25 protein-coding genes are annotated in these 25,862 nt (G+C 35.7%); 17 read left to right on the top strand and 8 right to left on the bottom strand.

The features are described from left to right. The first annotated feature begins 97 nt into the window (after positions 1–97). The gene (locus NK356_RS10530; RefSeq protein ID WP_034693565.1) at positions 98–937 is read left to right on the top strand and encodes a hypothetical protein; all 840 of its coding nucleotides are present in this window, start codon (positions 98–100) and stop codon (positions 935–937) included. Positions 938–1,371: 434 nt separating this feature from the next. Here the strand turns inward: NK356_RS10530 and NK356_RS10525 are convergent, their stop codons facing one another. Together NK356_RS10525 and NK356_RS10520 are read right to left on the bottom strand one after the other, a co-directional pair. Continuing rightward, positions 1,372–1,677, bottom strand: coding sequence for a helix-turn-helix domain-containing protein (locus tag NK356_RS10525; protein ID WP_253316929.1), 306 nt, complete (start codon positions 1,675–1,677; stop codon positions 1,372–1,374). A gap of 43 nt (positions 1,678–1,720) precedes the next feature. After that, complete coding sequence (locus NK356_RS10520; RefSeq protein ID WP_034693572.1) at positions 1,721–2,149, bottom strand: transposase; 429 nt, start codon at positions 2,147–2,149, stop codon at positions 1,721–1,723. Between the two features lie 619 nt (positions 2,150–2,768). Between NK356_RS10520 and NK356_RS10515 the strand changes: the two genes are divergently transcribed. Continuing rightward, complete coding sequence (locus NK356_RS10515; RefSeq protein ID WP_253316928.1) at positions 2,769–4,307, top strand: SulP family inorganic anion transporter; 1,539 nt, start codon at positions 2,769–2,771, stop codon at positions 4,305–4,307. Between the two features lie 252 nt (positions 4,308–4,559). Here the strand turns inward: NK356_RS10515 and fusA are convergent, their stop codons facing one another. Next, complete coding sequence (gene fusA / locus NK356_RS10510; RefSeq protein WP_253316927.1) at positions 4,560–6,626, bottom strand: elongation factor G; 2,067 nt, start codon at positions 6,624–6,626, stop codon at positions 4,560–4,562. A 627-nt stretch (positions 6,627–7,253) separates the two neighbouring features. On the opposite strand from fusA, the gene NK356_RS10505 reads away from it, so the two are divergent. The 9 genes from NK356_RS10505 to NK356_RS10465 all read left to right on the top strand — a co-directional run bounded on the left by NK356_RS10505 (position 7,254) and on the right by NK356_RS10465 (position 14,846). Next, a complete protein-coding gene (locus NK356_RS10505; protein WP_253316926.1) occupies positions 7,254–7,922 on the top strand; it encodes an HAD family hydrolase in 669 nt (222 codons plus the stop codon). An 8-nt stretch (positions 7,923–7,930) separates the two neighbouring features. Next, positions 7,931–8,755: a phosphoribosyltransferase family protein gene (locus NK356_RS10500; protein WP_253316925.1), complete on the top strand. Its 825-nt coding sequence runs from the start codon at positions 7,931–7,933 to the stop codon at positions 8,753–8,755. Then, positions 8,745–9,302, top strand: coding sequence for a TerD family protein (locus NK356_RS10495; protein ID WP_034693584.1), 558 nt, complete (start codon positions 8,745–8,747; stop codon positions 9,300–9,302). The genes NK356_RS10500 and NK356_RS10495 overlap by 11 nt, the downstream gene beginning before the upstream one ends. A gap of 2 nt (positions 9,303–9,304) precedes the next feature. Then, positions 9,305–10,480 (top strand): toxic anion resistance protein, encoded by a 1,176-nt coding sequence (locus tag NK356_RS10490; RefSeq protein WP_253316924.1) that lies wholly within the window; start codon positions 9,305–9,307, stop codon positions 10,478–10,480. 16 nt (positions 10,481–10,496) lie between these two features. After that, positions 10,497–11,444 (top strand): hypothetical protein, encoded by a 948-nt coding sequence (locus tag NK356_RS10485; RefSeq protein WP_253316923.1) that lies wholly within the window; start codon positions 10,497–10,499, stop codon positions 11,442–11,444. A 69-nt stretch (positions 11,445–11,513) separates the two neighbouring features. Further along, complete coding sequence (locus NK356_RS10480) at positions 11,514–12,122, top strand: TerD family protein (protein WP_047428248.1); 609 nt, start codon at positions 11,514–11,516, stop codon at positions 12,120–12,122. Between the two features lie 85 nt (positions 12,123–12,207). Then, positions 12,208–13,251, top strand: coding sequence for a TerC/Alx family metal homeostasis membrane protein (locus NK356_RS10475; protein WP_034693591.1), 1,044 nt, complete (start codon positions 12,208–12,210; stop codon positions 13,249–13,251). A 650-nt stretch (positions 13,252–13,901) separates the two neighbouring features. Next, the gene (locus NK356_RS10470; protein WP_034693595.1) at positions 13,902–14,429 is read left to right on the top strand and encodes a TetR/AcrR family transcriptional regulator; all 528 of its coding nucleotides are present in this window, start codon (positions 13,902–13,904) and stop codon (positions 14,427–14,429) included. A 3-nt stretch (positions 14,430–14,432) separates the two neighbouring features. Next, positions 14,433–14,846 carry a nuclear transport factor 2 family protein gene (locus NK356_RS10465; protein WP_185103651.1) on the top strand — a complete coding sequence of 138 codons (414 nt, stop codon included), beginning with the start codon at positions 14,433–14,435 and terminating at the stop codon, positions 14,844–14,846. A gap of 92 nt (positions 14,847–14,938) precedes the next feature. Here NK356_RS10465 and NK356_RS10460 read toward each other — a convergent pair whose 3' ends face one another. Continuing rightward, on the bottom strand, positions 14,939–15,946 hold the full coding sequence (locus NK356_RS10460) for a catalase (RefSeq protein WP_034693600.1): 1,008 nt from the start codon (positions 15,944–15,946) through the stop codon (positions 14,939–14,941). 297 nt (positions 15,947–16,243) lie between these two features. Between NK356_RS10460 and NK356_RS10455 the strand changes: the two genes are divergently transcribed. The 5 genes from NK356_RS10455 (at position 16,244) to NK356_RS10435 (ending at position 20,149) form a co-directional block, all read left to right on the top strand. Beyond that, entirely contained in the window at positions 16,244–16,678 is a 435-nt protein-coding gene (locus tag NK356_RS10455; RefSeq protein WP_051934256.1) for an FKBP-type peptidyl-prolyl cis-trans isomerase, read from the top strand. Between the two features lie 143 nt (positions 16,679–16,821). After that, entirely contained in the window at positions 16,822–17,772 is a 951-nt protein-coding gene (locus tag NK356_RS10450) for a hypothetical protein (protein WP_079240520.1), read from the top strand. A gap of 65 nt (positions 17,773–17,837) precedes the next feature. Further along, complete coding sequence (locus NK356_RS10445) at positions 17,838–18,248, top strand: Rrf2 family transcriptional regulator (RefSeq protein WP_253316922.1); 411 nt, start codon at positions 17,838–17,840, stop codon at positions 18,246–18,248. A gap of 57 nt (positions 18,249–18,305) precedes the next feature. Next, positions 18,306–18,959, top strand: coding sequence for an NAD(P)-dependent oxidoreductase (locus tag NK356_RS10440; protein ID WP_253316921.1), 654 nt, complete (start codon positions 18,306–18,308; stop codon positions 18,957–18,959). A gap of 17 nt (positions 18,960–18,976) precedes the next feature. Continuing rightward, on the top strand, positions 18,977–20,149 hold the full coding sequence (locus tag NK356_RS10435) for an MBL fold metallo-hydrolase (RefSeq protein WP_253316920.1): 1,173 nt from the start codon (positions 18,977–18,979) through the stop codon (positions 20,147–20,149). A gap of 206 nt (positions 20,150–20,355) precedes the next feature. Here the strand turns inward: NK356_RS10435 and NK356_RS10430 are convergent, their stop codons facing one another. Further along, entirely contained in the window at positions 20,356–21,387 is a 1,032-nt protein-coding gene (locus NK356_RS10430) for a M23 family metallopeptidase (protein WP_034693607.1), read from the bottom strand. A 224-nt stretch (positions 21,388–21,611) separates the two neighbouring features. Here NK356_RS10430 and NK356_RS10425 point away from each other — a divergent pair, with 224 nt between their 5' ends. Further along, a complete protein-coding gene (locus tag NK356_RS10425; RefSeq protein ID WP_051934257.1) occupies positions 21,612–22,652 on the top strand; it encodes an NAD(P)H-dependent glycerol-3-phosphate dehydrogenase in 1,041 nt (346 codons plus the stop codon). A 78-nt stretch (positions 22,653–22,730) separates the two neighbouring features. On the opposite strand, the gene NK356_RS10420 is transcribed toward NK356_RS10425, so the two are convergent. The 3 genes from NK356_RS10420 to NK356_RS10410 are packed head-to-tail and all read right to left on the bottom strand — an operon-like array spanning position 22,731 to position 25,453. Further along, positions 22,731–23,474 (bottom strand): hypothetical protein, encoded by a 744-nt coding sequence (locus tag NK356_RS10420; protein WP_253316919.1) that lies wholly within the window; start codon positions 23,472–23,474, stop codon positions 22,731–22,733. Positions 23,475–23,512: 38 nt separating this feature from the next. Then, the gene (locus NK356_RS10415; RefSeq protein WP_253316918.1) at positions 23,513–24,334 is read right to left on the bottom strand and encodes a hypothetical protein; all 822 of its coding nucleotides are present in this window, start codon (positions 24,332–24,334) and stop codon (positions 23,513–23,515) included. Positions 24,335–24,349: 15 nt separating this feature from the next. Beyond that, positions 24,350–25,453 carry a hypothetical protein gene (locus NK356_RS10410; protein WP_156106397.1) on the bottom strand — a complete coding sequence of 368 codons (1,104 nt, stop codon included), beginning with the start codon at positions 25,451–25,453 and terminating at the stop codon, positions 24,350–24,352. Positions 25,454–25,862 lie beyond the last annotated feature (409 nt).

The raw sequence follows: 25,862 nt of genomic DNA, 5'->3' as shown, positions 1-25,862 counted from the left end.
CTTCGGTTTAATTTGGTTCGACTCCAGAAGGTCATGAAAGTGATCTTGTACAAGTCTTTTCGAATCTTGCCTCTTTTTTATTTTAAAATGAATAACCATGCATATACCAAGTAATCTGACTGAATTTTTATACTGGGTCAAAGAACGCACAGAAAAATTGTGGTCTGTAGATGATGAAAATTGTCCTAAAGGATTTTACGGAGCTAAATGGCAAGGGCTTTCTGAAGAACAGATTGATCAGGTTGAAAGAAAATATGAGGTGAGCTTTACGTCTGAACATAAAGAATTTTTAAAGATTCTTCATGCAATTGACAAAAAAGAAATTGTTGAATACGAAGATGAAGGGAAACTGATTGCAGAAGAATGTACTTTCTTTTATAATTGGTTAGAGAATGAAACAGAAATTATCAGTCAGATAAATTCTTTTTACAAATGGATGTGGGATGATATTATAAGTGTCAATCATGTTTGGTTGAAATCCTGGGGAATAAAGCCTAAATCTTTGGAGAGAAAAAAAGAAATTTTTGACGAATGGTTTTCAAAACTTCCTCAATTATTGCCTGTCAGGGATTCAGCTTGTGTTGTAGAAAATAACAATTTAAAATGGAATCCTGTAGTAAGCGTTAGGGGTTCGGACGTTGTCATTCTGGGTTGGGATTTCAGAACTTACTTACTATATGAACTAAGAGATCATCTTGATATTTATACAGATGTATATGATGAAGAAGATAAGAGGTTTTATCCGGAACTTATTGATGAGGTACAACAAATATTCAATGAAAATTTTAAGTATGATGAAACCAAAGACATTCCTTATCTGAAAGAAATAATTCTCTATTGGTCCTCCGGATGGAGTGGGTTTGGTTTAAGCTATTATTCTGAAGATGCCAGAATTCATCCTATTGTCAAAACATATATTGCTGAAGAAGAAAAATAAAAACAAACAAGTGCCGTAGAAAAATGTTACTTCACTCATCACGACGGGGGCACGGGTTCGAATCCCGTCTCTTCCACAACAAAAAAACACGGTCTATATAGGAAGAGTAGCTCAGTTGGTTAGAGCACGACTACATTATTCGTTTTTTGCCTTGTTTTATCATACAAGAAGCCGGAAGTGGGACGTTGAAAGATCTTTGTATCATAATTTTCTATAAAGTCAGATAGATTATCAGGCTTTAACCCCTTTCTTCTGCCCACTTCCAGCTTCTTTATATTACCATTTTGAAGTGTCGTTAGGAAAAAATTCATCGTAACACAATTATGGGAGGAATAGCGAAGCCGGTCACTCCGGCAAGGTTATCCGGTTCGACTCCGGCAAACGTTTAGCCCGGTTTTTTCCTTACTATTACCTTTAAAAAAAATGCCAGTAGATTACTTACCGGCATTTTTCATTGTATTTTCAAGCTCTTCTTCAAACATTCCTTTCCATTTTGAAAGCGTTGTTCGGCTTATTTTATATTTTCGTGACATATAACTCGTAGAATGACCATGCTTTTTTTGATACTGAAGCAGTTTTAGCATAGTCTGCCTGTCATAGGTTTTGAGTTTTTGATTTTCTCTGGATTGCTTGAACAGTTTTTCATTGAACTTAAGAACATCTTCGCTTGTATGAAGCTTTTCAAGAAGGTCTTTAACTTTTGGATCTTTAAGCTTTTCGGGATATTCCATCCTCAGCATATCCTGGTAAATTTTTTTGTAATTAGGGCGCATTTTTATCTGTTTATCCGTTTGAGTTATCACTCTTCTGAAGCCATCTGTGGAGAGTGCTTTTCGGAATAGAATATTCTTTAATAACTTCACTTTGAGTCATTTCACCGGAAAGAATTCTTTTCATAATAAAGTCTTTGATTTCCTGTGTATAAATATTTTTCCTGAAATAAGGCGTTTTTTCGGACTTCTGCTGGTTTTTATTAATGGCAGAAGGAGGAGCGTATAAAATCAAATGTGAACTGTAAAGTCTGAAAAAATCATATTCCAGCAATTTGCTCCATCTTAAAAGAAGATCCGTATCCATTGATCTGCTGTCATACATCATTTCGACAGCCTCTTCATCTTTACTTAAAAATTTACATATTCTCTCTACTGTAATTTCATTTTCATCAACTCTTTCCTTAATGAATTTCCCAATATGGATTTCTTTATATAACATTTTTACTAAATATTGTTCTTTTGTTTAAACTTATATATAAAAAAACGAGAATAGGTGATATATATTATCTTTGACGGTAGGAAATAATTCACAGAAATTTGAAATTGATAAAGAATAAAAATTATGATTAAGAATATTAAAATAGCTTTCATAAGACGATTTATCTTATAAAATAAATTTGAATTTTGCCAAATAGCTTAAAAACAGGTGGGTAGGGATCACCTTAATGTACTTGGATTATATTCTTTATTTTCAATGGTTTCCTCTTCTTCTCTTTCAAACTTCTTTTCCTGCCATTTGTGTGAAATAATATATAACCTATTAAGGTTTTATACAATTCTATGAGTTGAAGCTGTGGATAGATTGATAAACAGCTTTTTACTCGTTGAATTTTTAATTAGTACCAAATAATTGCTTATTCGCTTTCAAATGTAGACAAAAATAAGAAGTAAAAACAATCATAAATATAAAAATTACACCTTATGTGTTTATTTTAATTAAAATTAACATATTATAAGAACTGATGTGTGAATTATTTAAATTAACAGATTTGTTCATGAAAAAATCATAAAAAGAAAAAATTGTATACCATCGCGACAGTCCATACCTTTGTCAATCAATGAAAAATACTATAAGCTTATTCGACTTTTCGAAAAAAATCAATTATAAAAATGAACTACTGGCTGGCTTTACGGTAGCGATGACAATGATTCCTGAATCTCTTTCATTTGCTATCCTGGCAGGTATTTCTCCGCTTACCGGTCTTTATGCAGCTTTTATGATGGGACTTGTAACAGCCGTTTTGGGAGGCCGTCCGGGAATGGTTTCCGGTGGGGCAGGAGCAACCATCGTTGTGTTGATTGCTCTTATACAATCTCATGGGATAGAATATCTTTTTGCCACTGTAGCACTTGCCGGAATCCTTCAGATGATGGTAGGTATTTTTAAACTGGGAAAATTTGTAAGACTGATTCCGCAACCCGTTATGTACGGATTCCTGAACGGATTGGCTATTATTATTTTCATGGCCCAGGTAGAGCAGTTCAAAATAACCGATAGTAGTGGTACGGTAAATTGGCTGCAGGGAATGCCTTTATACATTATGGCCGGCTTAACGGCTCTTACAATTGCCATTGTTTATTTTTTTCCAAAAATCACAAAAGTTGTTCCTGCCTCTCTTGTTGCCATTATCATTGTCTTTGCAGTGGTTCTTGGATTTAATATTCCAACAAAAACGGTAGCAGATATTGCCCATATCAGTGGAAATCTTCCTAGTTTCCATATCCCACAGATTCCTTTTTCTCTGGAAACGTTACAGATTATTTTTCCGTATGCCTTAATTATGGCTGGAGTAGGCCTGATAGAGTCTCTTCTGACATTATCTATGGTGGATGAAATTACGAATACGAAAGGGAGTGCCAATAAAGAATCCGTAGCTCAGGGATTGGCTAATATTACCAATGGTTTCTTTGGAGGAATGGGAGGATGTGCAATGGTAGCACAAACTCTGGTGAATCTCAATGCAGGTTCCAGAGCCAGATTATCCGGGATAATAGCATCATTGTTAATTTTAATAATAATTCTGTGTGGAGCACCTGTCATAGAGAAAATTCCTATGGCTGCTTTAGTAGGAGTGATGATGATGGTAGCCATCAGTACTTTCCAGTGGGTATCCATCAGGATTGTGAATAAAATGCCGAAATCCGATATTTTTGTTGGAGTAACTGTAGCTCTGATTACAGTGGTTTTACATAATCTGGCTTTAGCAGTTTTGATTGGAGTGATCATTTCGGCATTGGTTTTTGCCTGGGATAATGCTAAAAGAATCAGAGCAAGAAAACATGTGGATGAAAATGGAGTGAAGTACTACGAAATATACGGACCTTTATTTTTTGGTTCAGTAACAGCGTTTACGGATAAATTTGATCCCATGAATGATCCGGATCAGGTGGTTATTGATTTTAAAGAAAGTAGGATTGTAGATATGAGTGCTATAGATGCTCTGGATAAATTATCCAAACGCTATAAACAATATCATAAAACCTTACATCTGCGTCATCTCAGTGAGGACTGTCGTAAAATACTTAAAAATGCAGAAGCTGTAGTGGAAGTCAATATTCAGGATGATCCTACGTATAAGGTAATGCCGGAAAAATAGGAGAGGAGTTAATAAGTGAATTTTGCTTCGCAAGTGAATAGTGAATTTTGTAGTAAAAAAATTGACAAGCGTAGCGAATTGACGATTGACCTTTCACTATTTCATAGTCAATAAGTGAATTTTGCTTTGCAAGTGAATAGTGAATTTTGTAGTAAAAAAATTGACAAGCGCAGCGGATTGACGATTGACCATTCATAATATTCCCCATAACCAGACAAGGACTGTAAGAAAAAATCTACAGTCCTTGCTTGTTTAGGTTATTAATGTATTGGCGATAAAATCAGGCACTAAAGCATAGTGTGATAATTTCATGCTGATGGAAGCTCTTCCGCTTGTCAGGGTTCTCAGATCAGAAATATACCCGAAAGTGGATGCTAACGGAACTTCCGCTGCAAAAATCTTTCTTCCTGATTTTTCATCAATCGAAGTAATGATTCCTCTTCTTCTGTTGATATCCGCAGTGACGGCACCCGTGTATTCCTCAATACTCTGGATTTCTACCTTCATAACAGGTTCCATCAGTTTAGGATGACATCCTTTTGCCGCTGCTTTGAATCCTTCTCTTGCAGCAATCTCGAAATCAAATGCTGCAGAATCCTGAGCGTGGAAAGAACCATCCAGAAGAGTCACCTTCATGTTTTCCAGAGGATATCCTTTCAATGGTCCATGTTCCATAGCTTCTCTGAAACCTTTTTCAACAGAAGGGATGAACTCAGTAGGAATAACACCTCCTTTGATCATATTAACGAACTCCAATCCATGTTCATTATCATTTCCTGGTCCGATTTCAAATGTGATATCAGCGAACTGACCACTTCCTCCATTTTGCTTGGAAAGCTTTTCTCTGTGAACTCTGGTTTCCGTTAATATCTCACGATAAGAAACTTTAGGTTTCCCCTGATTGATTTCAATACCATGATTCAGACGGATTTTCTCCAGGGTAACCTCGAGATGAAGTTCTCCCAATCCACTCAATAAAGTTTCCCCGGTTTGTGGATCTCTTTCAACCACTAACGAAGGATCTTCTTCCTGGATTTTTGCCAACACTAAACCGAAAGATTTCTCATCACCATTCGTTTTCGGCTCGATAGCAACTCTGATCACAGGAGTCGGAATCGTAATCGCTTCCAGTAATATCGGCTGCTCTATAGAAGATAAAGAATCTCCGGTTTTGGCATCCTTTATTCCTGTTAAAGCCACAATATCTCCTGCTTTAGCTTCATCCAGTGTTAATGTTTTGTCCGACTGCATCTGTAAAATTCTGGAAATCCTGTAGCTTTCACCTGTTCTTACATTCAGTATTGTATCTCCGGATTGTATCCTTCCGGAATACACTCTCAGCATAGCCAGCCTTCCCATATGTTTGTCAATTACAACTTTGAAAACAAGTCCTGAAAAAGCAGCAGATTCATTTCTTTCCAATGTTACTGTTTCTTCTGTTTGAGGATCTCTTCCCTGAAGGTCAGCAAGCTGATCCGGAGCAGGCAGATAAGTGACCACAGCATCAAGAAGAGGCTGGATTCCCTTATTTTTAAAAGCAGAACCACATAAAACAGGAACAGCTGATCCTAATCTGCAGACTCTTTGTATCGCTTCTGAGAGCATTTCAACAGTGACTGTTTGTTCAGTATCCATAAAAATATCAAAGAACATTTCATCATTTTCTGCAAGAGTTTCCATTAACTTCATTCTGTATTCATCAGCTTCAGCCATATAATGATCGGGAATTTCTTTTTCCACAATGGTTTCACCGTTTTCATCAGTCCAGTATAATGATTTCATTTTAACAAGATCAATAACACCTTCAAAATGTGCTTCAGCTCCCATCGGAATCTGAAGAGCCAGAGGAACAGCATTCAGTTTGGTTTTTATCTCATTGAGAACCGCAAAGAAGTCTGCCCCAATTCTGTCCATTTTATTGATGAAACAGATTTTGGATGTTCCATGTTTTTCAGCCTGGAACCAAACATTTTCAGTCTGTGGCTGAACTCCTGAAGAAGCACAGAAAACTGCAACTACACTATCCAGAACTCTTAATGAACGTTCCACTTCCACTGCAAAATCAATATGTCCCGGCGTATCAATAATGTTGATATTATAAACTTTATCGTCTTTTTTCCATTGGGTAGAAACTGCAGCAGATGAAATGGTAATTCCTCTGTTTCTTTCCTGGATGTCTTTATCCATGGTGGTATTTCCATCATCTACATTACCGATTTTATGAATAAGTCCTGTGTAGTACAAAAGCCTTTCTGATAACGTTGTTTTTCCTGCATCTACGTGTGCTATAATCCCTATATTTCGTGTGTTGTATTTCATTTTGTTTGATTTAAATTGTTGATTTTTAGATCTGTGTTTAGAAAAGATTCTGAAAAAAATGGACACAAAATACACTCCGGTCTTATAAAGCCGGCAAAACATTTTTTGTATTTCGTATCAAAGGAAAATTTTCAGAGATCTTAACAAACAACAGATTTTTTTGAATTGTTAAAGTCTGAAATTAGGGCAGCAAAAAAGACCTATCCGAATAGACAGGTCTTCAATATATTTTTGGGTATAAAAGATCTATAGTACTATTCAGATAAATATTCAGTGCTGCCAAAGAACACAGCTCTGACAGGATTGCTTAAAGTTATAATATTTATCATTTTTGTTGACATTGTTGATTTTTAATCGGTTGCGAAATTATAATTTTTTTTTGATTTCCAAAGAATTTTTGAAAATATTTTTTTGTGAACGGATATTAAGCACTTCGTAAATCACTTTCTGTGAGTCTGTCAAATTCATAGAATTTCATAAAAATATCTTAAAACAGATAACGAACGTAATGCTTTTATGATAAATATTTTATCTTTGGGAAGAATAGTATTGTGAACACTTTTTGATGATTAAAAAATTTTAAATCTTTTTCAAGAAGCTAAATAAAAACTTTTAACTTAAAACCTATTGAAAACAGATATCGACATTCATAACCACTGTCATTTTTCTTTTGATCTGTGGCTCACCTTAATCAAATCTCATCCTGAATTTAAAGCAAAAAGAGTTGAGCTGTTCTCCTCGTTTTTCAACGTAAATAAACCGATAGAAGAGGTTGCGAAAACTGTAAAATATTACGATGATCTTTGCAATACTATCAATGAGGTTACAGGAGGAAATATAGATACTTTTGAAATATATCTGATGATTTTGGGTGCTCTGGATGTGGATGTAAAACAATTGAATAAAGAAAAACTTAATGAGTTTTACAACAAAAGTGAAGAATTGTTTCTGGAATATAAACCAGTTGTAATTTTTGAAAATATTCATGATTTTTTTGAGGATATCAAAAATCAGGGAAAGACCATAAATATTCTAAGCAACACTGGATTTATCAAAGGGAAAACAATGAGGAAATTCCTGATTCATGAAAACCTGGATCAGTATATAGATTTCCATATCTATTCCGATGAAATCAACTGTTCCAAACCTAATCCGCTTATTTTTCAGGAAGTGAAGAATAAGATGAAAGATCAGGATTTGCCACTGCACCAGATTCTGCATATTGGAGACAATCCGGTAGCAGATTATCAGGGAGCAAAGAACTTCGGTTTCAGTGCTCATTTACTTAAACACTAAAAATAAACATGAATAAAAGATACAGCTTACACCACATTCATTCGGCGGATGAGTTTACTTTCTCACCTGCAGAATACAGCTTTTTCAAGTATGGCGATAAGTCGTATGCTGAAAAATTTGCAAGAGAATTATTCGACGGATTTATTTCCGAAAATGAAGAGCTTTTAAATACAGATACAGAGATTGTAGTGCTTCCAAGTCCTTATATGGCGATTCCTACAGCCTCCAACTTTTTATGTTTTTACTTTAAAAAACACCTGGATTTTTATCTCTTTCAGAAAGGAAAGAAGTCAAGTATTTTATCTAAAATCAACAGAAACCATACGTATATAACAGATTATGGGAATCTTAATTTTGAAGACCGCAAAAATCTGATCGCCAATGATACTTATTATATCGATAAGGATTTTTTGAGAGGAAAACTTTGTATTTTTATAGACGATATAAAAATCACGGGAAGTCATGAATATACAGTCAACAGAATCCTGAATGAATATAATGTAGAGGCTGACTTTATGTTTCTGTATTACGCAGAACTGATGAATTTTGACCTTGACCCGAAAATTGAAAACTTTTTCAACTACTATGCAGTGAAAAATGTAAAACATGTTGCAGAAGTGATGAATAAAGAAAGTTTTCAGTTCAATACAAGGATTGTAAAATATATTTTAGGCCTGGATTCAAGTAATTTTGATTATCTTACGTCTAAAGTAAAAAAGGAACAGATGGACCTGCTTTTGGAGCTGGCGATCAGTAACAATTATCATTTAATAAAAGAATACGAAAATAACATCAATACTTTAACACAAACGGAATTATATTATGGCTATTAACTTACAAAAAGGACAAAGAGAAAACATTAACGCACCTAAATTTACTGTAGGTTTAGGATGGGATATCAATAATACTTCTACAGGAACGGCTTTCGACCTTGATGCATCTTTATTTTTGCTTGGGGACGACAAAAAATTAGTTTCAGATAATCACTTTATTTTCTATAACAACCTTGAGTCTCCGGACCAATCTGTCATCCACACGGGTGATAACCTTACAGGAGAAGGCTCTGGGGATGATGAGCAGATCAAAATTGATCTTACAAAAATTGACGATGCTATCAAGGAAATTACAGTAGTGGTAACCATTCACGAAGCTGATTCAAGAAAACAAAACTTTGGACAGGTAAGAAATTCTTTCATCAGAATTTTCAATACAGATACGAATGAAGAAATCTTAAAATATGAATTAGACGAAGATTTCTCAATCGAAACCGCTGTAGAATTTGGAAGAATCTACAACAGAAACGGAGAATGGAAATTTGAGGCTGTAGGTGCAGGACAGAGAGACGGCCTTGAGAAATTTGTATCAATTTATCAGAAGTAATCATGGACAATCAGGAAAATCAACCCATAGATCCGCTAGGATCCATAGAACCTCTTAAAACCTTTGAACCTACACCAATGGTTCCTCCAACTCCGGCTCAGCCTGTTCAGAACGCAGCGCCGGCGGTTCTTGTGGACAGAGAGGGAAATGTAAATCTGACTCAGCTGCAGTCAGAAGAACGTCAGAAATATGAAGTTCTTGCGAACTCTATTGATGAAGCCAACCCAGGTTCTATCGTGAATTTTGGTGCAGAGCTTCAGAAAACTTTAACTAATCAGAGTGACAGCTTCTTAGGAAATGTAAGAAGATCAAACTCAGGAGAAGTAGGAGGGCTTATCAATGATCTTTTGGTAGAGCTTAACTATGTTGACGTGGAAGAGCTTAACGGAAATAAAGTGAAAAGCTTCCTGAGCAAATTACCATTCATGAAGAAGGTAATGACTCAGGTAGAAAACTTATTTGCAAAATATGACAAGATCATCAATAATATTGAGCAGATCTCATACAAAGTAAATGCAGGAATCATCACTTCTACAAAAGATAATGCTGTACTTCAGACTATTTTTGAAAGCAATGTGAATTCTATCAAGCAGATAGAAGATCTTGTAATTGCAGGAAATATAAGAATGGAAAGAGCTGCAGTAGAGCTTGCTCAGATGGAAACTGCTCCTCAGAATTTTCAGGATTATCAGATTGCAGATAAGAGAGATTTCATTGCAAGGTTAGACAGAAGAATGGCAGATCTGAAAGTGGTGCGTGTGATCATGATGCAGTCGCTTCCGCAGATCAGATTGGTACAGAACAACAACGTTTCTATTGCTGAAAAAGCTCAGACGATTCTTACCACTACACTTCCTGTATGGAAAAACCAGCTTTCACTGGCTGTAGCAATGTACAGACAACAGCAGAATATTGAAATCCAACAGAAAGTTTCTTCTACTACAGAAGAAATTTTAAGAAAGAATGCAGAGCGTCTTGGTCAGAATTCTGTGAATGTTGCCAGAGCAAACGAGCAGACTATCGTATCTGTGGAGACATTGAGAGAAACAACATCAATGTTGATCAATACATTGAATGAAGTGAAACAAATCCAGAAACAGGGAGCAGATAACAGAAGAAAACTGGATCAGGATCTTCAGACATTAGAGCATGAACTTAAAGCAAATGTCAGAGGTTAATTTATAGGATACTAAGGTGGGGGATGATGCAGCAACCATATTGTCGCAAAGCAAAAGAAGATTAACAAAGCTTAAACTTCTCGCTAATTTTTTTGAGCATATTGATATCATATCAATTTATATCAAAACAGATATTATTCATAATCTGTTTCAGGAAAATACAGCTTTGGATTACAATAAACTGGAACTTTTCCACCTGCAGTATACAGACAGTCTCATAGAGCTTCTGACTAAGATTAAAAAACAGAAGGAAAATGATATGCTGGCGGTCATCAATGAAATTAACATCAACGGTAAATATATTTCAGGTTTTGAAGAAAGACAGGTAGACAACTTTCAGACCGACAGGAAAATGTACAGCGGTGTATTTTCCCAACATCTGAAAACACTGTATAAAGACCTTACGGAAGATAGTTTTACAGCCAATTGGGAGAATGTACTGTACTTTCATAAGAAATATGCCCAGGAATTTTACAGGACAGATGCAGATGAAACGCTGCTGAAATCTGATTCTTTCCCGGCTTATCAATATAAAGACTATTCCATTGAAAGAAAGCTGTTGGGAAGACTTAATATACAGGGATTTAAAGTCCGTTTTGTCTGTGGTTACCTTATTGGAACTCATGATTATGAGCTTTTTAAAATCTTTCAGTCGGATGATCATTTTATTTTCAGTGTAGACGAAAAGAAATTGTATCTTTTTGACAAAGAATTAGATAAACTGGATACTTCTGAAAATCAGTCTAACCAGAGTACGATTATTGACCAGCTGAGAAGCAAAAATGAACAGCTGGAACACAGTATGAACGAAAGAAAACGTACGTTACCGGCAGAAGTAGAAGGTGTTTTGAAAGATTATATCAAAAACCTGGAAAATATGGACATTATGAGTAAGATATTTGACTTCGATGAAGAAACGAATATTCTGCGGGCAATGCTTAATTTAAATTTGAATAATAACTAAGACGAAATTTGAAAAGCAAAGAAGATTATCTTTTTTGCAAAAAAGTAAATAATAACTAAACATAAAAAGATGGCTATCAACTTACAAAAAGGTCAGAGAATAAACCTTAAAAAAGAAAATGGAGCTGAACTTTCCCAAGCTTGTGTTGGAATCAACTGGGGAGCGATTGAAAAGAAAGGATTTTTTGGAACTAAAAAAGAAGCAGTAGACTTAGACGGAAGCTGTATTTTATATGATTCAAACAAAAATGTTACGGAAGTAATCTATTTCGGAAACCTTAAATCAAGAAACGGATCTGTAAGACACAGCGGAGACGATCTTACTGGTGACGTAAACGGAGATGACGGATTGGATAACGAAGTAATCACAGTAGACTTCAGTCAGCTTGAACCGAATGTGGAGCATGTAGCAATGGTTTTGAACAGCTACAGAGGTCAGGATTTCGGAACCATTCCTTTTGCTTCTATCCGTATTTATGAAGGATCACCTACCAATGTGAGAGAAGTTTTTGCAAAGTATGATATTGCGAATGATGCTTCTTTCAGTGGACACGTTGCCATGGTAATGGGGGTTTTCTATAAGAGAAACGGAGAATGGAAATTCAATGCTATCGGAGATCCTACAGCAGATAAAAAGCTGGAGCAGACAATCCAGACGGTACAGATGAATTACCTATAATTAATTGACAATCAAAAGATAAATAAAATAGCAATATTTGTACTCTGTACATCTATTGCTTTTATCATATAATAACATAACTCAAGTGGAACATCAAAGTATTTTAGAACTACACCCTGGTCTGGTGTGGGGATTTGCAGTAACAGTTGTTATCATGCTGCTCCTGGACTTAGGGGTATTTAATAAAAAAAGTCATGAAGTCTCTTCCAAAGAAGCTACCATATGGTCTATCGTGTGGATTTCGCTTTCTATGGTTTTTTCAGGGGTGGTATATTGGGTATTCAATACCGATGGAAGTCCTGAAAGCCATGCTTTGGCAATAGAGAAATTTACCCAGTATCAAGCTGCCTATTGGATTGAAAAAGCTTTGTCTGTGGATAACTTGTTTGTATTTATCCTTGTTTTCGGATTCTTTAAAGTTCCGAAATACCTTCATCACAAAGTCCTTTTCTGGGGGATTATCGGAGCCCTGATCTTCAGAGCGATCTTCATCTTTGCAGGAGTAGGACTAATAAACCTGACTTACCTTCCTGAAATGAATATCTTCGGAGAAGCAGTGAAAATCAACGTTGTCATGACATTGTTCGGATTGTTCCTTGTGTATGCGGGGATCAAATCATGGGGTGATGGTGACGATGACGATGATGAAGATTACAGCAATACGGCAGGAGCAAGATTAATCAAGAGTTTCTGGAAAGTTTCAGACAATTATGATGGAGATAAATTCTTCACGATCCAGAACGGGATTAAAATGGCAACTCCTCTTTTAGTAGTAGTTGGGGTTATTGAATTTACGGACGTTCTTTTTGCAGTAGATTCCATTCCGGCAATCTTCGCCATTTCAAATGATCCGTTTATCCTTTATACATCTAATATCTTTGCAATTTTAGGATTAAGATCATTATACTTCCTGTTAGCGAACTTTATTCATATGTTCAGCAAACTTCCATACGGATTGGCGATTATCCTATCCTTCATTGGAGTTAAAATGCTTATTGCACCATGGATTCATATTCCGTCTCCGGTTTCATTAGGAATCGTAGGAGGAGTATTGGTAATCTCTGTTCTTTTATCTGTCATCTTCCCTGAAAAAGAAGAAGAGAAGAAAGAAGAGTTGGACGAAAAATAATCACATTTAAAATAAAATGAAAGCCTCTGGAATTTATTTCTGGAGGCTTTTTTTGTTTATGTTTTTTTGTTGGAAAAACGCAAGTTGTTCTCAAATTATATGTTTTTTAAGGCGCAAAGATTTTATCTCCGATAAAATGGATTATGATTGCATGATATCTAGAAAATTGTAAGGCTGGATTCTTTCAGAATGACAAATACCACGCTTAGTTTATCCATACCGTTTGTCATTCCGGTAGGAATCTCTGTATAGAATGGTTGGAAAACGCAAAGAGGGTAAGTATTGTGCTTTTTTAAGGCGTGAGAATATTTCGACTTCGCTTAATGTGAGATTTTCAGTAACGTTGAATTTTAAGAATGTAAATCTTATAGGTTTCAAAAACCTATAAGGTTTGTGGTAAAGGGAATCAGATTATCTACATATTTTCCTCAAGGATACTTACTGATTATCTACTACATCAGAACCATATTATTAGCAATATTAAATTTTATCGGAGATAAAATCCTTGCGTCCTTACTATACTTTATCAATTAAAAATTTTGCGTCTTTGCGTTTTTCCAAATTACTCAAAGAATATTTTTCAAAATAAAACAGACAGACCAGTCTGTTCTTTGTTTTTTTTCCTACCTTTGTTTCATAAAAGAAAAGCAATGAAGTCTCCAAAAGAAAGAATCATAGAAACCACATTTCAATTGTTTGCCAGACAAGGGTATAATTCTACCGGAATTAACCAGATTATTTCTGAAGCAGAAGTAGCGAGAGCCAGCTTCTATCAATATTTTAAATCCAAAGAAGACCTGTGTGTAGAATTTCTGAAGGTGAGACATGAATATTGGTTCAAAGAACTCAATAGCTTTTTAGCAAAAGAAAAAGATTCAAAATCTAAAATTATCAATGCTTTCGATTTCGTAGTCTATATGAACGAAAAAGAAAACTTCAGAGGATGCAGTTTTTTGAATATTTTATCTGAGATACCAATGGATAATACTAAAATTCTGAGTGGTATTCAGTCTCATAAAGCAGATCTCAGAAACTTCTTTTCAGAATTGGTGAATGATGAAGAACTTTCCGATCATATCTATATGCTTTTTGAAAGCAGTATCATAGAAAGCCAGCTTTTCAAATCCAATGAATTAATTGAAAAATCAAAAAAGATAGTCACTAATTTAATACAATAAATTATGGAACAAAAACATCCGCTTCCGCCTTTCACTCTTGAAACGGCACTGGAAAAAATCCAACTGGCAGAAGATGCCTGGAACAGTCAGAACCCTGAAAAGGTTTCCAAAGCATATACCATCGATAGCGAATGGAGAAACAGAGATACCTTTGTGAACGGTAGAGAAGAGATTGTACTATTTCTTCAGAAGAAATGGGAAAAAGAACTTCATTATAAGCTTAAGAAAGAGTATTGGGCACATACAGACAATCGTATTGCCGTTCGTTTTGAATATGAATATCAGACCAAAGAGGGGAACTGGTTCAGGGCATACGGAAACGAAAACTGGGAGTTTGATGAAAACGGACTGATGGCGAAAAGATACGCAAGTATCAATGATTTGGCTATCCGGGAAGAAGACCGAAAGTTTAGATAAAATGTAAAGACTGTTATGAGAACAGTCTTTTATTTTTTAGTTGGATCAATCTTTTTCAAATCAGATTCAAAAATTCATCACTCATCATTACACTAACCGTTTTTTCCGTGTAGCAGTTTATTAATTTTCCTCCTCGTCTGCACAGAAACTTTATACGCTTCATCACGCAGCTTTTGTATTTTTCCTACAGGCTGAAAAAATATTTTATTTTCAAAAGGATTGAATGAAAGAAGCTCAGTCGTACAATTATGTGAATCCAGCAATGAATTTTTATTGATTCTGACTTCTCCGATTTTAATAAAAGGAGCATTTTTCCATTCAACATTCAGCCTGTTGATGGGTTGGTCTTTCAAATCATGGCAAATCTGTATCAAAACATCTGCTGCAAAATCACTCGTTTGCAGATAATTTTTTAAAGAATCTTTGACCTTTTGCTTTCTTCCAAAATTTTTATCCACAGATTGAGGACAAAGCTTTATTTTGATCATCTGGTCTCCCAATCGGAAGGCACCTACAGAATAATAATCAAATGACAGAATAAAATCATTTCTCTTCCCGATAAGTTTTATAATATTGCGGAGCATATCTCCAGTGAATAAAGAAGGAATCATTTTAACCATCTGAATACACATAGGGAATAAACTTCTCCATTGCTTCATATAAAGTTGGTTAATTGCTGTAAACAACTTCAAAAACGTAGAAACAGATTGAATAGGAAACAAAGGAAAATTAACCAACGGATAATTGGCAAGCAATACTCCGTTTTCATCCTTGATCTGCACAGCAAAGCCATAAGCCGGAATATCTTTTTTTGAATTTTTGATTTTCAGCTGAGCATTAGAGAAACGTATGGTAAGGTCAAACTTTTCCTTATCAAAAAAAGGTTGCAGTGATTCCGGGATATCGGGTTCTATCCAGAATATACCCTTTGCTACCGCATACGTTTTAGCATGAGCATTCCTGGTCGCATAATTGACATCACTGATGGAAGAGGATTGTTCAACAAAATCCGCTATTGTTTTTTTATTGAGTTCCAGAAGCTTTTTTTCCTCCTCATTCAGTTCATCAAACTTCTTATTATATTTTAATGGATTTGGCATTTAGTTTTTAAAATTCAATTATAACGCCAAGTTTTGAAATCTGTGTTAAGCAAGTATTACAATTGTTTGAATTTTGTGGAAAAGATGTTTGAAAATAAGGAAATGTAAGATAATATGATTAATGAATATTGAAAAATAAGCTATTTAACTTATTGATTGTGAATGTTTATTTATTTTTAATGAGAATGAATTAAAGACATGTTGTTTGAGAGAAAAATACTTTGGGTTTTTAAACTTCCCTCATTGTGCTTCCTTTTTCCAACCCTAAAAAGCCTTATCTTTGTAAAAAATTATAATATGGGAGTAGCAGATATGTTATTTAAACGTAAAAAAGAATTAGCAGAAAAGAACCTGAAAGATGGTAAAGAATATATGGAAGAGTATGGTAAAAGAGAAAGCGTTGTGCAGTTACCAAGCGGCTTGCAATATGAAATCATTACAGAAGGTGACGGTGCAAAACCAGGTCCTAAATCTACTGTAAAGTGCCACTACCACGGAACCACTATTTCCGGAAAAGTATTCGACAGCTCTGTAAAAAGAGGTACACCTGCATCGTTTCCTTTGAACAGAGTGATTTCCGGATGGACAGAAGCTCTTCAGCTGATGCCGGTTGGTAGCAAATGGAGACTGATCATTCCTCCGCATTTAGCGTATGGAGATCAGGAGATCAGCAAAGAGATCGGACCAAACAGTACGCTTGTTTTTGAGGTTGAATTGCTGGATATTAAATAATCCTTCTTAAAAATAGATTAAAAATTTACCTGATTTCAGGTAAATTTTTTTATTTGTACTATATTCGTATTGATAAATTGTGGAATGAAGAAGAAAAAAGAGATGATTTTACAATATGTCAGAGCAACACAAAATATGACTGTATGAAAAAACTTTTTTACCTGTTAATTGTTTTCGGGCTTCTTACTTCCTGCGTTTCCAGGAAGAATCAGGCTATTCAGCAGAATATTCTCACGCTGAAAGACAGCTATTGTAAAGCGCCGTTCAAATATAACTACAGCAATAAACTTCCATCATATAATTCTGATTCTATCTTAGCAGCCAATAAAGAATTAAAAGAGGTCTTTTCTGATCAGAGTATCCTCATCTTAAACGCACTGGATAATTTAGATGAGGTTCATGAGATTATTGATCTTAAAAAAGATTCATCCCTTGCTTCTCAGGTTAAAGTTTTACAGCTGAAGACAAAAATAAACAGTAAAATAACAATAGCTCTTACGGAATTGGATGCTGTAGCTGCAGAATTTGACTGTGAAGGAGAAAGAGTAGCCCAGATTGGAAATTATGTAGACAATCTCAACTCATCAAGAAATAATAAGCTTATCTTATATTCAATCATTGCAGGAGCAGCAGCTTCCATAGCCGGAGGAATTGTGCATGATGAAGGATGGAGTAATGCCATTGATATAGGTGGAGGGGTTCTGGGAGCAGGTTTCGGACTGGCAACTCTTAATCCAAAAGGGAAAAAGGTAGAGTTTATTCACCAGAGAAACCTTTTGAGAGATATCTGGAGAGAAAAACTGGAGTCACCCAATTTTCCTCCTTTTATCTGGTATATGTACACAGAGAAAAAGTTTTCCAACAGAGAAGAACATTCGATTATCGGAAACATGAAACTGAGATGGCTTCACTATCAGTTTGATGACAATAAAGAAGTAGCAGATAAGTCTGTGATTTTCAGTGATGGAGGGCTTTACAGGGCAGATGATCTCCATAATCGTGCAGCCATGCTGAATCAGATGCAGTCGGCCACCCGTACCATCAATCAAAACATCAATTATTTGCTGCTTGATCTGGATAAATTAATCCTTTAAGAAAAATTTAACTGTAATAAATTTTGTTACATTTAAAAAATGTATATCTTTGCAACGTAATTACAATGAACAATACAAGATTTGCTACGGCAGTACATATTATGACATTATTGGCGAAAAGTCCTCAGGAGTGGCTTACTTCTGACTGGATGGCCGGTAGTATCAATGTGAATCCGGTGATTATCCGAAAGGAGATCAGCGTATTGAGAGAAGCAGGTCTGATTATCAGCAGACAAGGAAAAGAAGGAGGAAGTCAGCTTGCAAAGAATGCTGAAATGATTACTATTTCAGAGATTTATAAGGCAGTAAAAAATACAGAAGTATTAGGCAAAAAAAATCAGAATCCCAATCCCGCATGCAGTGTTGGTAAGGAGATTAACAATCATTTAAATACATTATTTGAAGAAACAGATCAATTGGTGGTAAAATTTTTAGGGGATAAGTCATTACAGGAATTTTCTGACCAGTTCCAATAAAATTTTTTAACCTTAAATGTAACAAAATTTATTACAATTTAATTAAAATAAAATATTATGAAAAAAGTAGCAGTAATCGGTGCAACAGGATTTGTAGGAGCACACGTAGTATCAGAATTAACAGAAAGAGGATATGCGGTAGAAGCGTTGGTAAGAGATACATCCAAAGTAAAAACACAGGAAAATGTGACAGCAAAAAGTGTGGATGTAAACAATGTAAATGAACTGGCTGAAGCCTTGAAAGGAAGTGATGCTGTAATCAGTACATTCAATGCAGGATGGACGAATCCTAATCTTTATAACGATTTTTTAAACGGTTCTGAGAACATTGAAAAAGCTGTAGAACAGTCAGGAGTAAAAAGATTAATCGTAGTAGGTGGAGCAGGAAGCCTTTACACTCCTGATAATACTCAAATCGTAGATAGCCCGGATTTCCCTGAAGCTTACAAACCTGGAGCAACAGCAGCGAGAGATTATTTAAACAAAATCAAAGAAAATAATACGTTGGATTGGACATTCTTCAGCCCTGCGGTAGAAATGAACCAGGCGAATGTAGGAGAAAGAACAGGAAAATACAGAACTTCATTAGAGACTCCGGTATTTGATGAAAACGGAAGAAGCCGTCTTTCTGTAGAAGATGTAGCCGTAGTTTTGGTAGATGAATTGGAACAGAATAACCACATCCGTGAACGTTTCACAGCAGCTTACTAATCGATAGAAGAACAGAAATGATACAAAAAAAATTATGGTCGTTATTAGCACTGTTGGGATTCATCAGCATATTTGCTGGGAATCTCAAAGTGAAAGTTTATAATCCGGGAACCAAGGCTATTTTTCCTATTACGTCAACTATTATCTATGGAGATAAAGATGCTATATTGGTGGATGCTCAGTTTCAGAAACAATATGCAGAACAGCTGGTAAAAGAAATAAAAGCAACAGGAAAAAACCTGAAAACCGTTTTTATTTCTCACAGTGATCCGGATTTCTATTTTGGACTGGATGTGATTAAAAAAGCTTTTCCTAATGTGAAAATTATTTCAACGGCACAGACTGCTTACCTTATATCAGCTTCAAAAGATGATAAAATGGGAGTGTGGAAACCACAATTGAAAGCAGATGCACCATCAGAAATTATAATTCCGGAAGCAGTTACTTCAATTCCTGATCTTGAAGGAAACAAAATTGAAATCAGACAAAATCCGGAAGATCCTGCACATAGCTTTCTTTGGATTCCTTCCATCAAAACCATTGCAGGCGGGATTTCAGTTTCTGTTGGTTCACATCTCTGGATGGCAGATACTCAGAATTTAAAAGCAATTGATCAATGGATAGGACAGATTGATGCTATGAAAGCACTGAAACCACAGCAGGTAGTTCCTTCTCATTTTGCAGAACTTTCCACATCACCACAATCTCTTGACTTTGTGAAAAGCTATCTGGAAAATTATAAACAGGCAGTTACTGAAAACAAAACTTCATCTGCTATTGTAGATTTCATGGTTAAAAAATATCCTAATCTGCCAGGAAAAGAAGAACTTGAAATGGGAGTAAAGGTTTATCTTAAAGAAATGGACTGGGATCTTAAATCACCCTATCCGGCAATCGGACAGAAAGTGGAAGTGGACTTTGGAGAAGTAAAATTCGTTCTCGATTTTAAAGATAATAAAACCATGACGTTCACGGGAACAGCAGGAAGTTCAAAAAACAGTACAGATACCGTAGAATATACTGCGGTAGAAGTCGCAAAGAATGTTTTTATGGTCTACTGGCATGAGCCGCACCTTGGCTTCAATGTAACCCATATTCAGGATTATAATAAAAATATCGTCTATTCAAATATTGCAGGTCCTGATGGTACATTCACCCATCCAAAAGGAACTTTAAAAATTTTGAAATAAGATAAAAAACTACCATTACCGGATGGTAGTTTTTATTTTGAACCATTAAGATTTTTTTGAAGGATTGAAGCTACATTAAGGAGATTCCACTTTAAAGCGGAGCTCATCTTAATATTCTTAAAAACTAAATAATCCTTAATGGTTTAAAAATGGGTTCAAAAAATTTCTCATAAATAAAAAGGCTGTCGAATAGACAGCCTTTTTTATTATAAATTCATAAACAATTTCGGGTTAATCGGAGTATTGTTTTTGTGTACTTCATAATGAAGATGAGGACCTGTAGAACGTCCGGAATTTCCGGATTTTGCAATTACCTGACCAACCTTTACTTTCTCATTTACTTTAGCAACAAGCTGAGATAAATGTCCATATAAAGTAGCCAGTCCGTTTCCGTGTGAAACAATTACACAGTTTCCATAGCCTCCTTTTTGTCCGGAAAAAATGATTGTTCCGGCAGCAGCAGCTCTTACATCAGAACCATAGGCAACAGCAATATCCAGTCCTTTATGGAACTGCATCTGATCAGCTTCAGCAGGTGGATTATTTTTTTCAGCCACAGCAGTTTTAGTTGCAGGCGTTCCGGAAGCAGCTTTTGTTGTCGTTGCAGGAGCAGAAGTTGCAGCTACAGGAGCAGCTTTTGGCGTAACCATTACTTTTACTTCTCTCTTATTTCCGTAGCTGTCTGTAAGTTCTATAATTTTCTCAACAGGTTCAGCTTTTACTTCAGGCTTAGCTGCAGCAGCTACTGTTGGTTTCGCCTCTGTTGCTGCACTTGATCTTACCGAAGCAAAAACAGTTTTGAATGGGATAGGATTTTTTCTTATCCCGAAATTAGAGGAAATATATCCGTCAGTAGGCATTCCCAATGGAACCTGCATCAGTTTTTTCTGAAGATCCATCAGGTATTGGCTGTATCGGTTAGCCTGTTTGGAAAGATAAATAGAATTGGAGATACTGTCCTGGTTGAGCATCATTAGTTTTTCATTGGTGATGTCTTTGGACTTCAGGAAGGAGTTGAGTTGAGCAACGGTCTGATCTACAAGAGTAAGATCACTTTTCATTTTTAGATAATCTACACTGTCCTTTTCAGTGTTTATTTTTACAAGGTTTACTTCGTAGGTTTTGTCATCTCTTTCAGAAAAGAGCTTCGCAATGAATACACCTTGTGCAAAAACTACTAGTAAAAGTCCTCCCAGGAGAATGTTTACGTTCTTCTTGCTGTTTAGAAATTTTTTCATATTTCTTCTCTTAGTAAGTTAAAACGGTTTTGAAGCTGCAAATTTAATTAAAAATAAGTTTTGTGAGTTATTTTTAATTAAAATTCAGTTTTTTCTGTATTTAACGGCTAATTAGATATTTAATTGTGTTGTAGTGTTAATTTTTTCAGAAAATGGCTTTTATCATAGTTTCAAAGCCTGCGTTACGTCTTTGTTTTAATATCTTTGCAGTTCACATTCCAATTATGGCTAAAAAGAAAATTATTTCAGAATCTTCGAATCCAAAAAAGAATAAAAAGGATATTTCTGTAGGAGTTGTAGGAAGCGGAAGTTTTGCAACCGCTATCGTAAAAATGCTTGTTGAAAACTGCAAAGTAGTACACTGGTGTGTAAGAAGTGAGTTTGTAAAAGGAGCCATTGAGCTTCGTGGACATAACCCGACTTATCTTACGGCTGCCCATTTTAATCTTAAAAGTTTAAAACTGACAACAGATATTAACGAACTGGTTACTGCCTGTGATGTTATTGTTCTGGCAACACCGTCTATCTACCTGTCCGATACCATGGATAAAATGACGTGTGAGTATTCAGATAAGATCTTTATTTCTGCAATTAAAGGGATTATTCCTAAAGTAAATGATGTGGTAGCACATTATCTGCGTGATGAATTTAAAATTGGTTTCAGAAACCAGGCCGTTATTGCAGGGCCTTGTCATGCTGAAGAGGTGGCTATGGAAAGACTTTCTTATCTTACTATTGCGACAGTGGAAGATGAGACTGCTGAAAAGCTTGAAGGAATCTTCAGTTCAGACTTTATCAAAGTTCATACAAGCAAAGATATTTTAGGAAATGAATACAGTGCAATCCTTAAAAATATTTTTGCAATAGGAGCGGGAATAGCAAGTGGATTAGGGTATGGTGATAACTTTACGGCAGTATTTGTTTCCAATGCGATCCGTGAAATGGAAACATTCCTGGAAGCGATTTACGAAGCACCAAGAGATGTGAATGAAAGTGCCTATCTGGGTGACCTTTTGGTAACAGCATATTCACTTTTCTCAAGAAACAGAAACCTTGGAAACCTGATTGGGAAAGGGTATACCGTGAAGTCTGCCATTCAGTCTATGAACATGGTAGCAGAAGGATATTACGCTGCAGATTCCATTTATAAAACAGCAAAACAGAAAAATCTTAAACTTCCGATTATCGATACCGTATATGCTATTTTGTATGAAGGTAAAAATGCTGAAAAACAGTTTAAAAAACTGACTGCAAAATTGAATTAAAAAAAACAGGACTTTAAAAATTAAAGTCCTGTTAAACATAAATAATGAAACTTAAGCATTTTTCATGCTTAAGTTTTTTTATAGACTCATCTTGGTAATGACAAGTGATAATGATGATCTTACATTCAAATTACTGGCGGTAAAACCGTTTCCTGTATCAAATTCAAACTTCTGACGGATCGTTGTCGGAGAAGCGAGTGTTAAAAAATAACTTCCCTGGAAAAAGGTGAATGAGCTTGATAGCTGGCACATTCTGTTGGTTTCCGTAATCGTTGCACTGGTAGTGGAGTTAATCAGATAAGAACGGGTACAGGTGAAATTTTGGGAAAGATATTGTGTGTTAGCTGTCCCGTTATTATTATTCGCATTGCTGGAATCCACAGAATACCGTACAATATATGTTCCGGCAGGCAGGGTAATCGTGGAATTATCCGCCCCTAGTGAAGCTCCTGTAATTTTATTTGAAGTTACCGTAAAACTTCCCAATGTATTATTTGTACTTCCTGTAGGAATAAGTACTCCTGAACTGATAAGCAGAGACATGATCTGAGGTTCAGAACCGGAAACGACAATACGCTGCCATTGATTTCTTACCCAAACATAATATCCTTTCGGAAAAGTAGATACTCCTCCGCTATTATAGATAATAAGCCCGTCTGCAGGATTTGCAATGGGAGTTGAGTTACTGTTCAGAACAAGCAGATCATATTGCGGAAAAAGAACCCCTTTATTGGAAGAACTAATGTCCAGAACACTGCTCGCATTAGGTGCGTTTGTATTAATACCAACTTGTGCATTTGAGAAAATGCCTAACAGTATCATACAGATTATATAAATAGATGTTTTCATTGTGCAATTGATTATTGGTTAAGCGCTGATCTTTGAATATCAACTTTAGCATTCGTGATGATGATTTCTCCGTTATTAGGAGTTGTTCCTCCGGATCCATTTTGGTAAGTTCCTCCGGCATCATGAGCAATGGCAGGAACTAAAAGAATAGGAGCTGCTGAAGTAGTCACAAAAGAGAAACTCATATTCAGAGTATGGGTCTTATTACTCGCAATTGATTGTGCATTGATACTAATTGTTTTACCATATTGATTTCCGCTGGACGGATCAATAAGTTTTACAAGATACTGATGCAGATGAACAGAAGTTCCGCCTATTCCGGCAGTTGTACTTTCAAGAGCTGTTCTGATATTCAGACACACATTTACCAGATAACCGCTGTTTCCGGGAAGTGTGATAATTCCTGTAGAAGTATTGTATAAAGCTCCGATATCATTGGATACAACAGTAAATGCAGCATCGTTAAAATTTTTGTATGTACCGTTGGCAAGACCTCCAAGTATTGAATAATCAGAGGTGCGTTGAAGCATCATATAACTTACCAGGTTATACGTATCAGAAAGCTGAGTCCACATATTGTTTTTCCAGATATAAAGACCGGGGCTAATGGAGTTCCCTTTATTATAAACAACCAGTCCTTCTGCCGGATTATTTACCGGAGAGGTATTATTCAAAACATCTATAATATCCACTCTTGGAAGAAGTACTCCTTTATTGGTGGTCCGTGAAACTTCCAGAACTGAAGAACTGTTCACTGAAGTTTTCCCAATCGCAACTTGTGCATATATGGTATGAGCTATAATCAATAATAGCAAGATATAACTTTTTTTCATATGTTGATTGTTTTTTTATAGCTGGGATATTTTAATATAAGATCCGGTAGGAATTACATTCACAAGATCGTAGAATGTACTGTTCTGCATTCTTCCAAGATTTAATCTTAATCCTCCTATGATATTGGCGTTCGCATTAGCAGGAACGGTGTAATAATAGGACCAGGTGGCAAGATGGTTGGTGCTGACTTTAGAAACAATAGGAACTTCTTTCCTTGTAGCACCTCCTCCGGTAAAGGTATTCGTTGTATTATTATAGGTATCGTTGATGAAATCTATAAAATATCCCATCAGATAATAAGTACTCCCGGAAAGTGGAGCAGTTCCTCCCTGTCCGGATGGACTTTCCTGAGGTGAATTTAAATTCAGGTTAACCTCTACCAGATATTTTCCTTGTGGAAGAATCAGGGAATATCCTCCGGAAGTGTTCGGAAGAACTTTAAATCCACTGATATTTGATACCCCTGAAACTGCAGGATTATTAACCATAAGCTGAGTGCTGGCACCTGCTATTGCATTGTCAAGAGCTGATAGTGATCCGGTAAAATCAAGATAGGCAACCTTGGGAGTGTTTTGTGCATCAATTGTACTTTGCCATGAATTGGTAGTACTATTAAAAAAATGGAGTGCTTTGTTGTTGCTGTTAGTTCCTCCATTGAACCCAATAAGTCCATTGGCAGGGGAGGCAACAGGACTCGTTGTACTGGTTAGGTTAGCAATATTCAGGTTGGGAAATAATACTCCTTTATTGCCTCCGGAAACAGTTACTGTAGGAGCTGTAGTATAGCCACTACCTCCGTTGTTAATCGTTATGCCAGTTAGCTGACCGTTGGAAATGACTGCTGTAGCACGGGCTTTTGAACCTCCGTTCACTACAGATCCTCCTCCATAAAAATTAATTGTTGGTACCGAAGTATAACCGCTTCCTCCGTTGTTGATGGTAATCCCGGTAATAGCACCTCCCGAAATGGTGGCTGTAGCTGTAGCTGGGGTTCCACTGAAGTTCTCAATGTGCAGAATAGCACTGGGGTCCGGTGTGGACGTGTTGATTCCTACACTTCCGCTCTGGGCAAATCCCATTGTCGCGAACAATGTACTCACGAAGTTAATAATTCTCATCTTTAGTATGTTTATGAAATAATTTTAATTAAATACTTGTTGGAATAGGTATTAAATCAATTGAAAGGTACGTAAAAAAAACAGTTATTCAATGTGGTATGTATAGAATTACATCTATAAAATTATTTATTTGTCAATAAAAAGTGATATTTGATGTTTTTAATATAATTATTTATCACTTATTGTTGATAAAATATAATAGTGTAAATGGTTATGGTTGCAGTATTTAATATAATGAACTTAAATAAACTTAAAGTTTTATAAAATTTTAGCCTTGAATAGTTCATCAATTAGTTACCATTCAGTGAAATAAAAAATAAAAAAATAATATTTTTACAAAGAGATATTTTACATTATCAATCATTTCAATGGTACTTTATTGAAATTTTCCATGGTTTTTTGTTGTGTA

The organism is Chryseobacterium sp. S0630 (genome assembly GCF_024158915.1).
Taxonomy (GTDB): domain Bacteria; phylum Bacteroidota; class Bacteroidia; order Flavobacteriales; family Weeksellaceae; genus Chryseobacterium.
The sequence above is the reverse complement of the archived record's forward strand: the minus strand, read 5'-3'. Positions and strand labels throughout refer to the sequence as shown.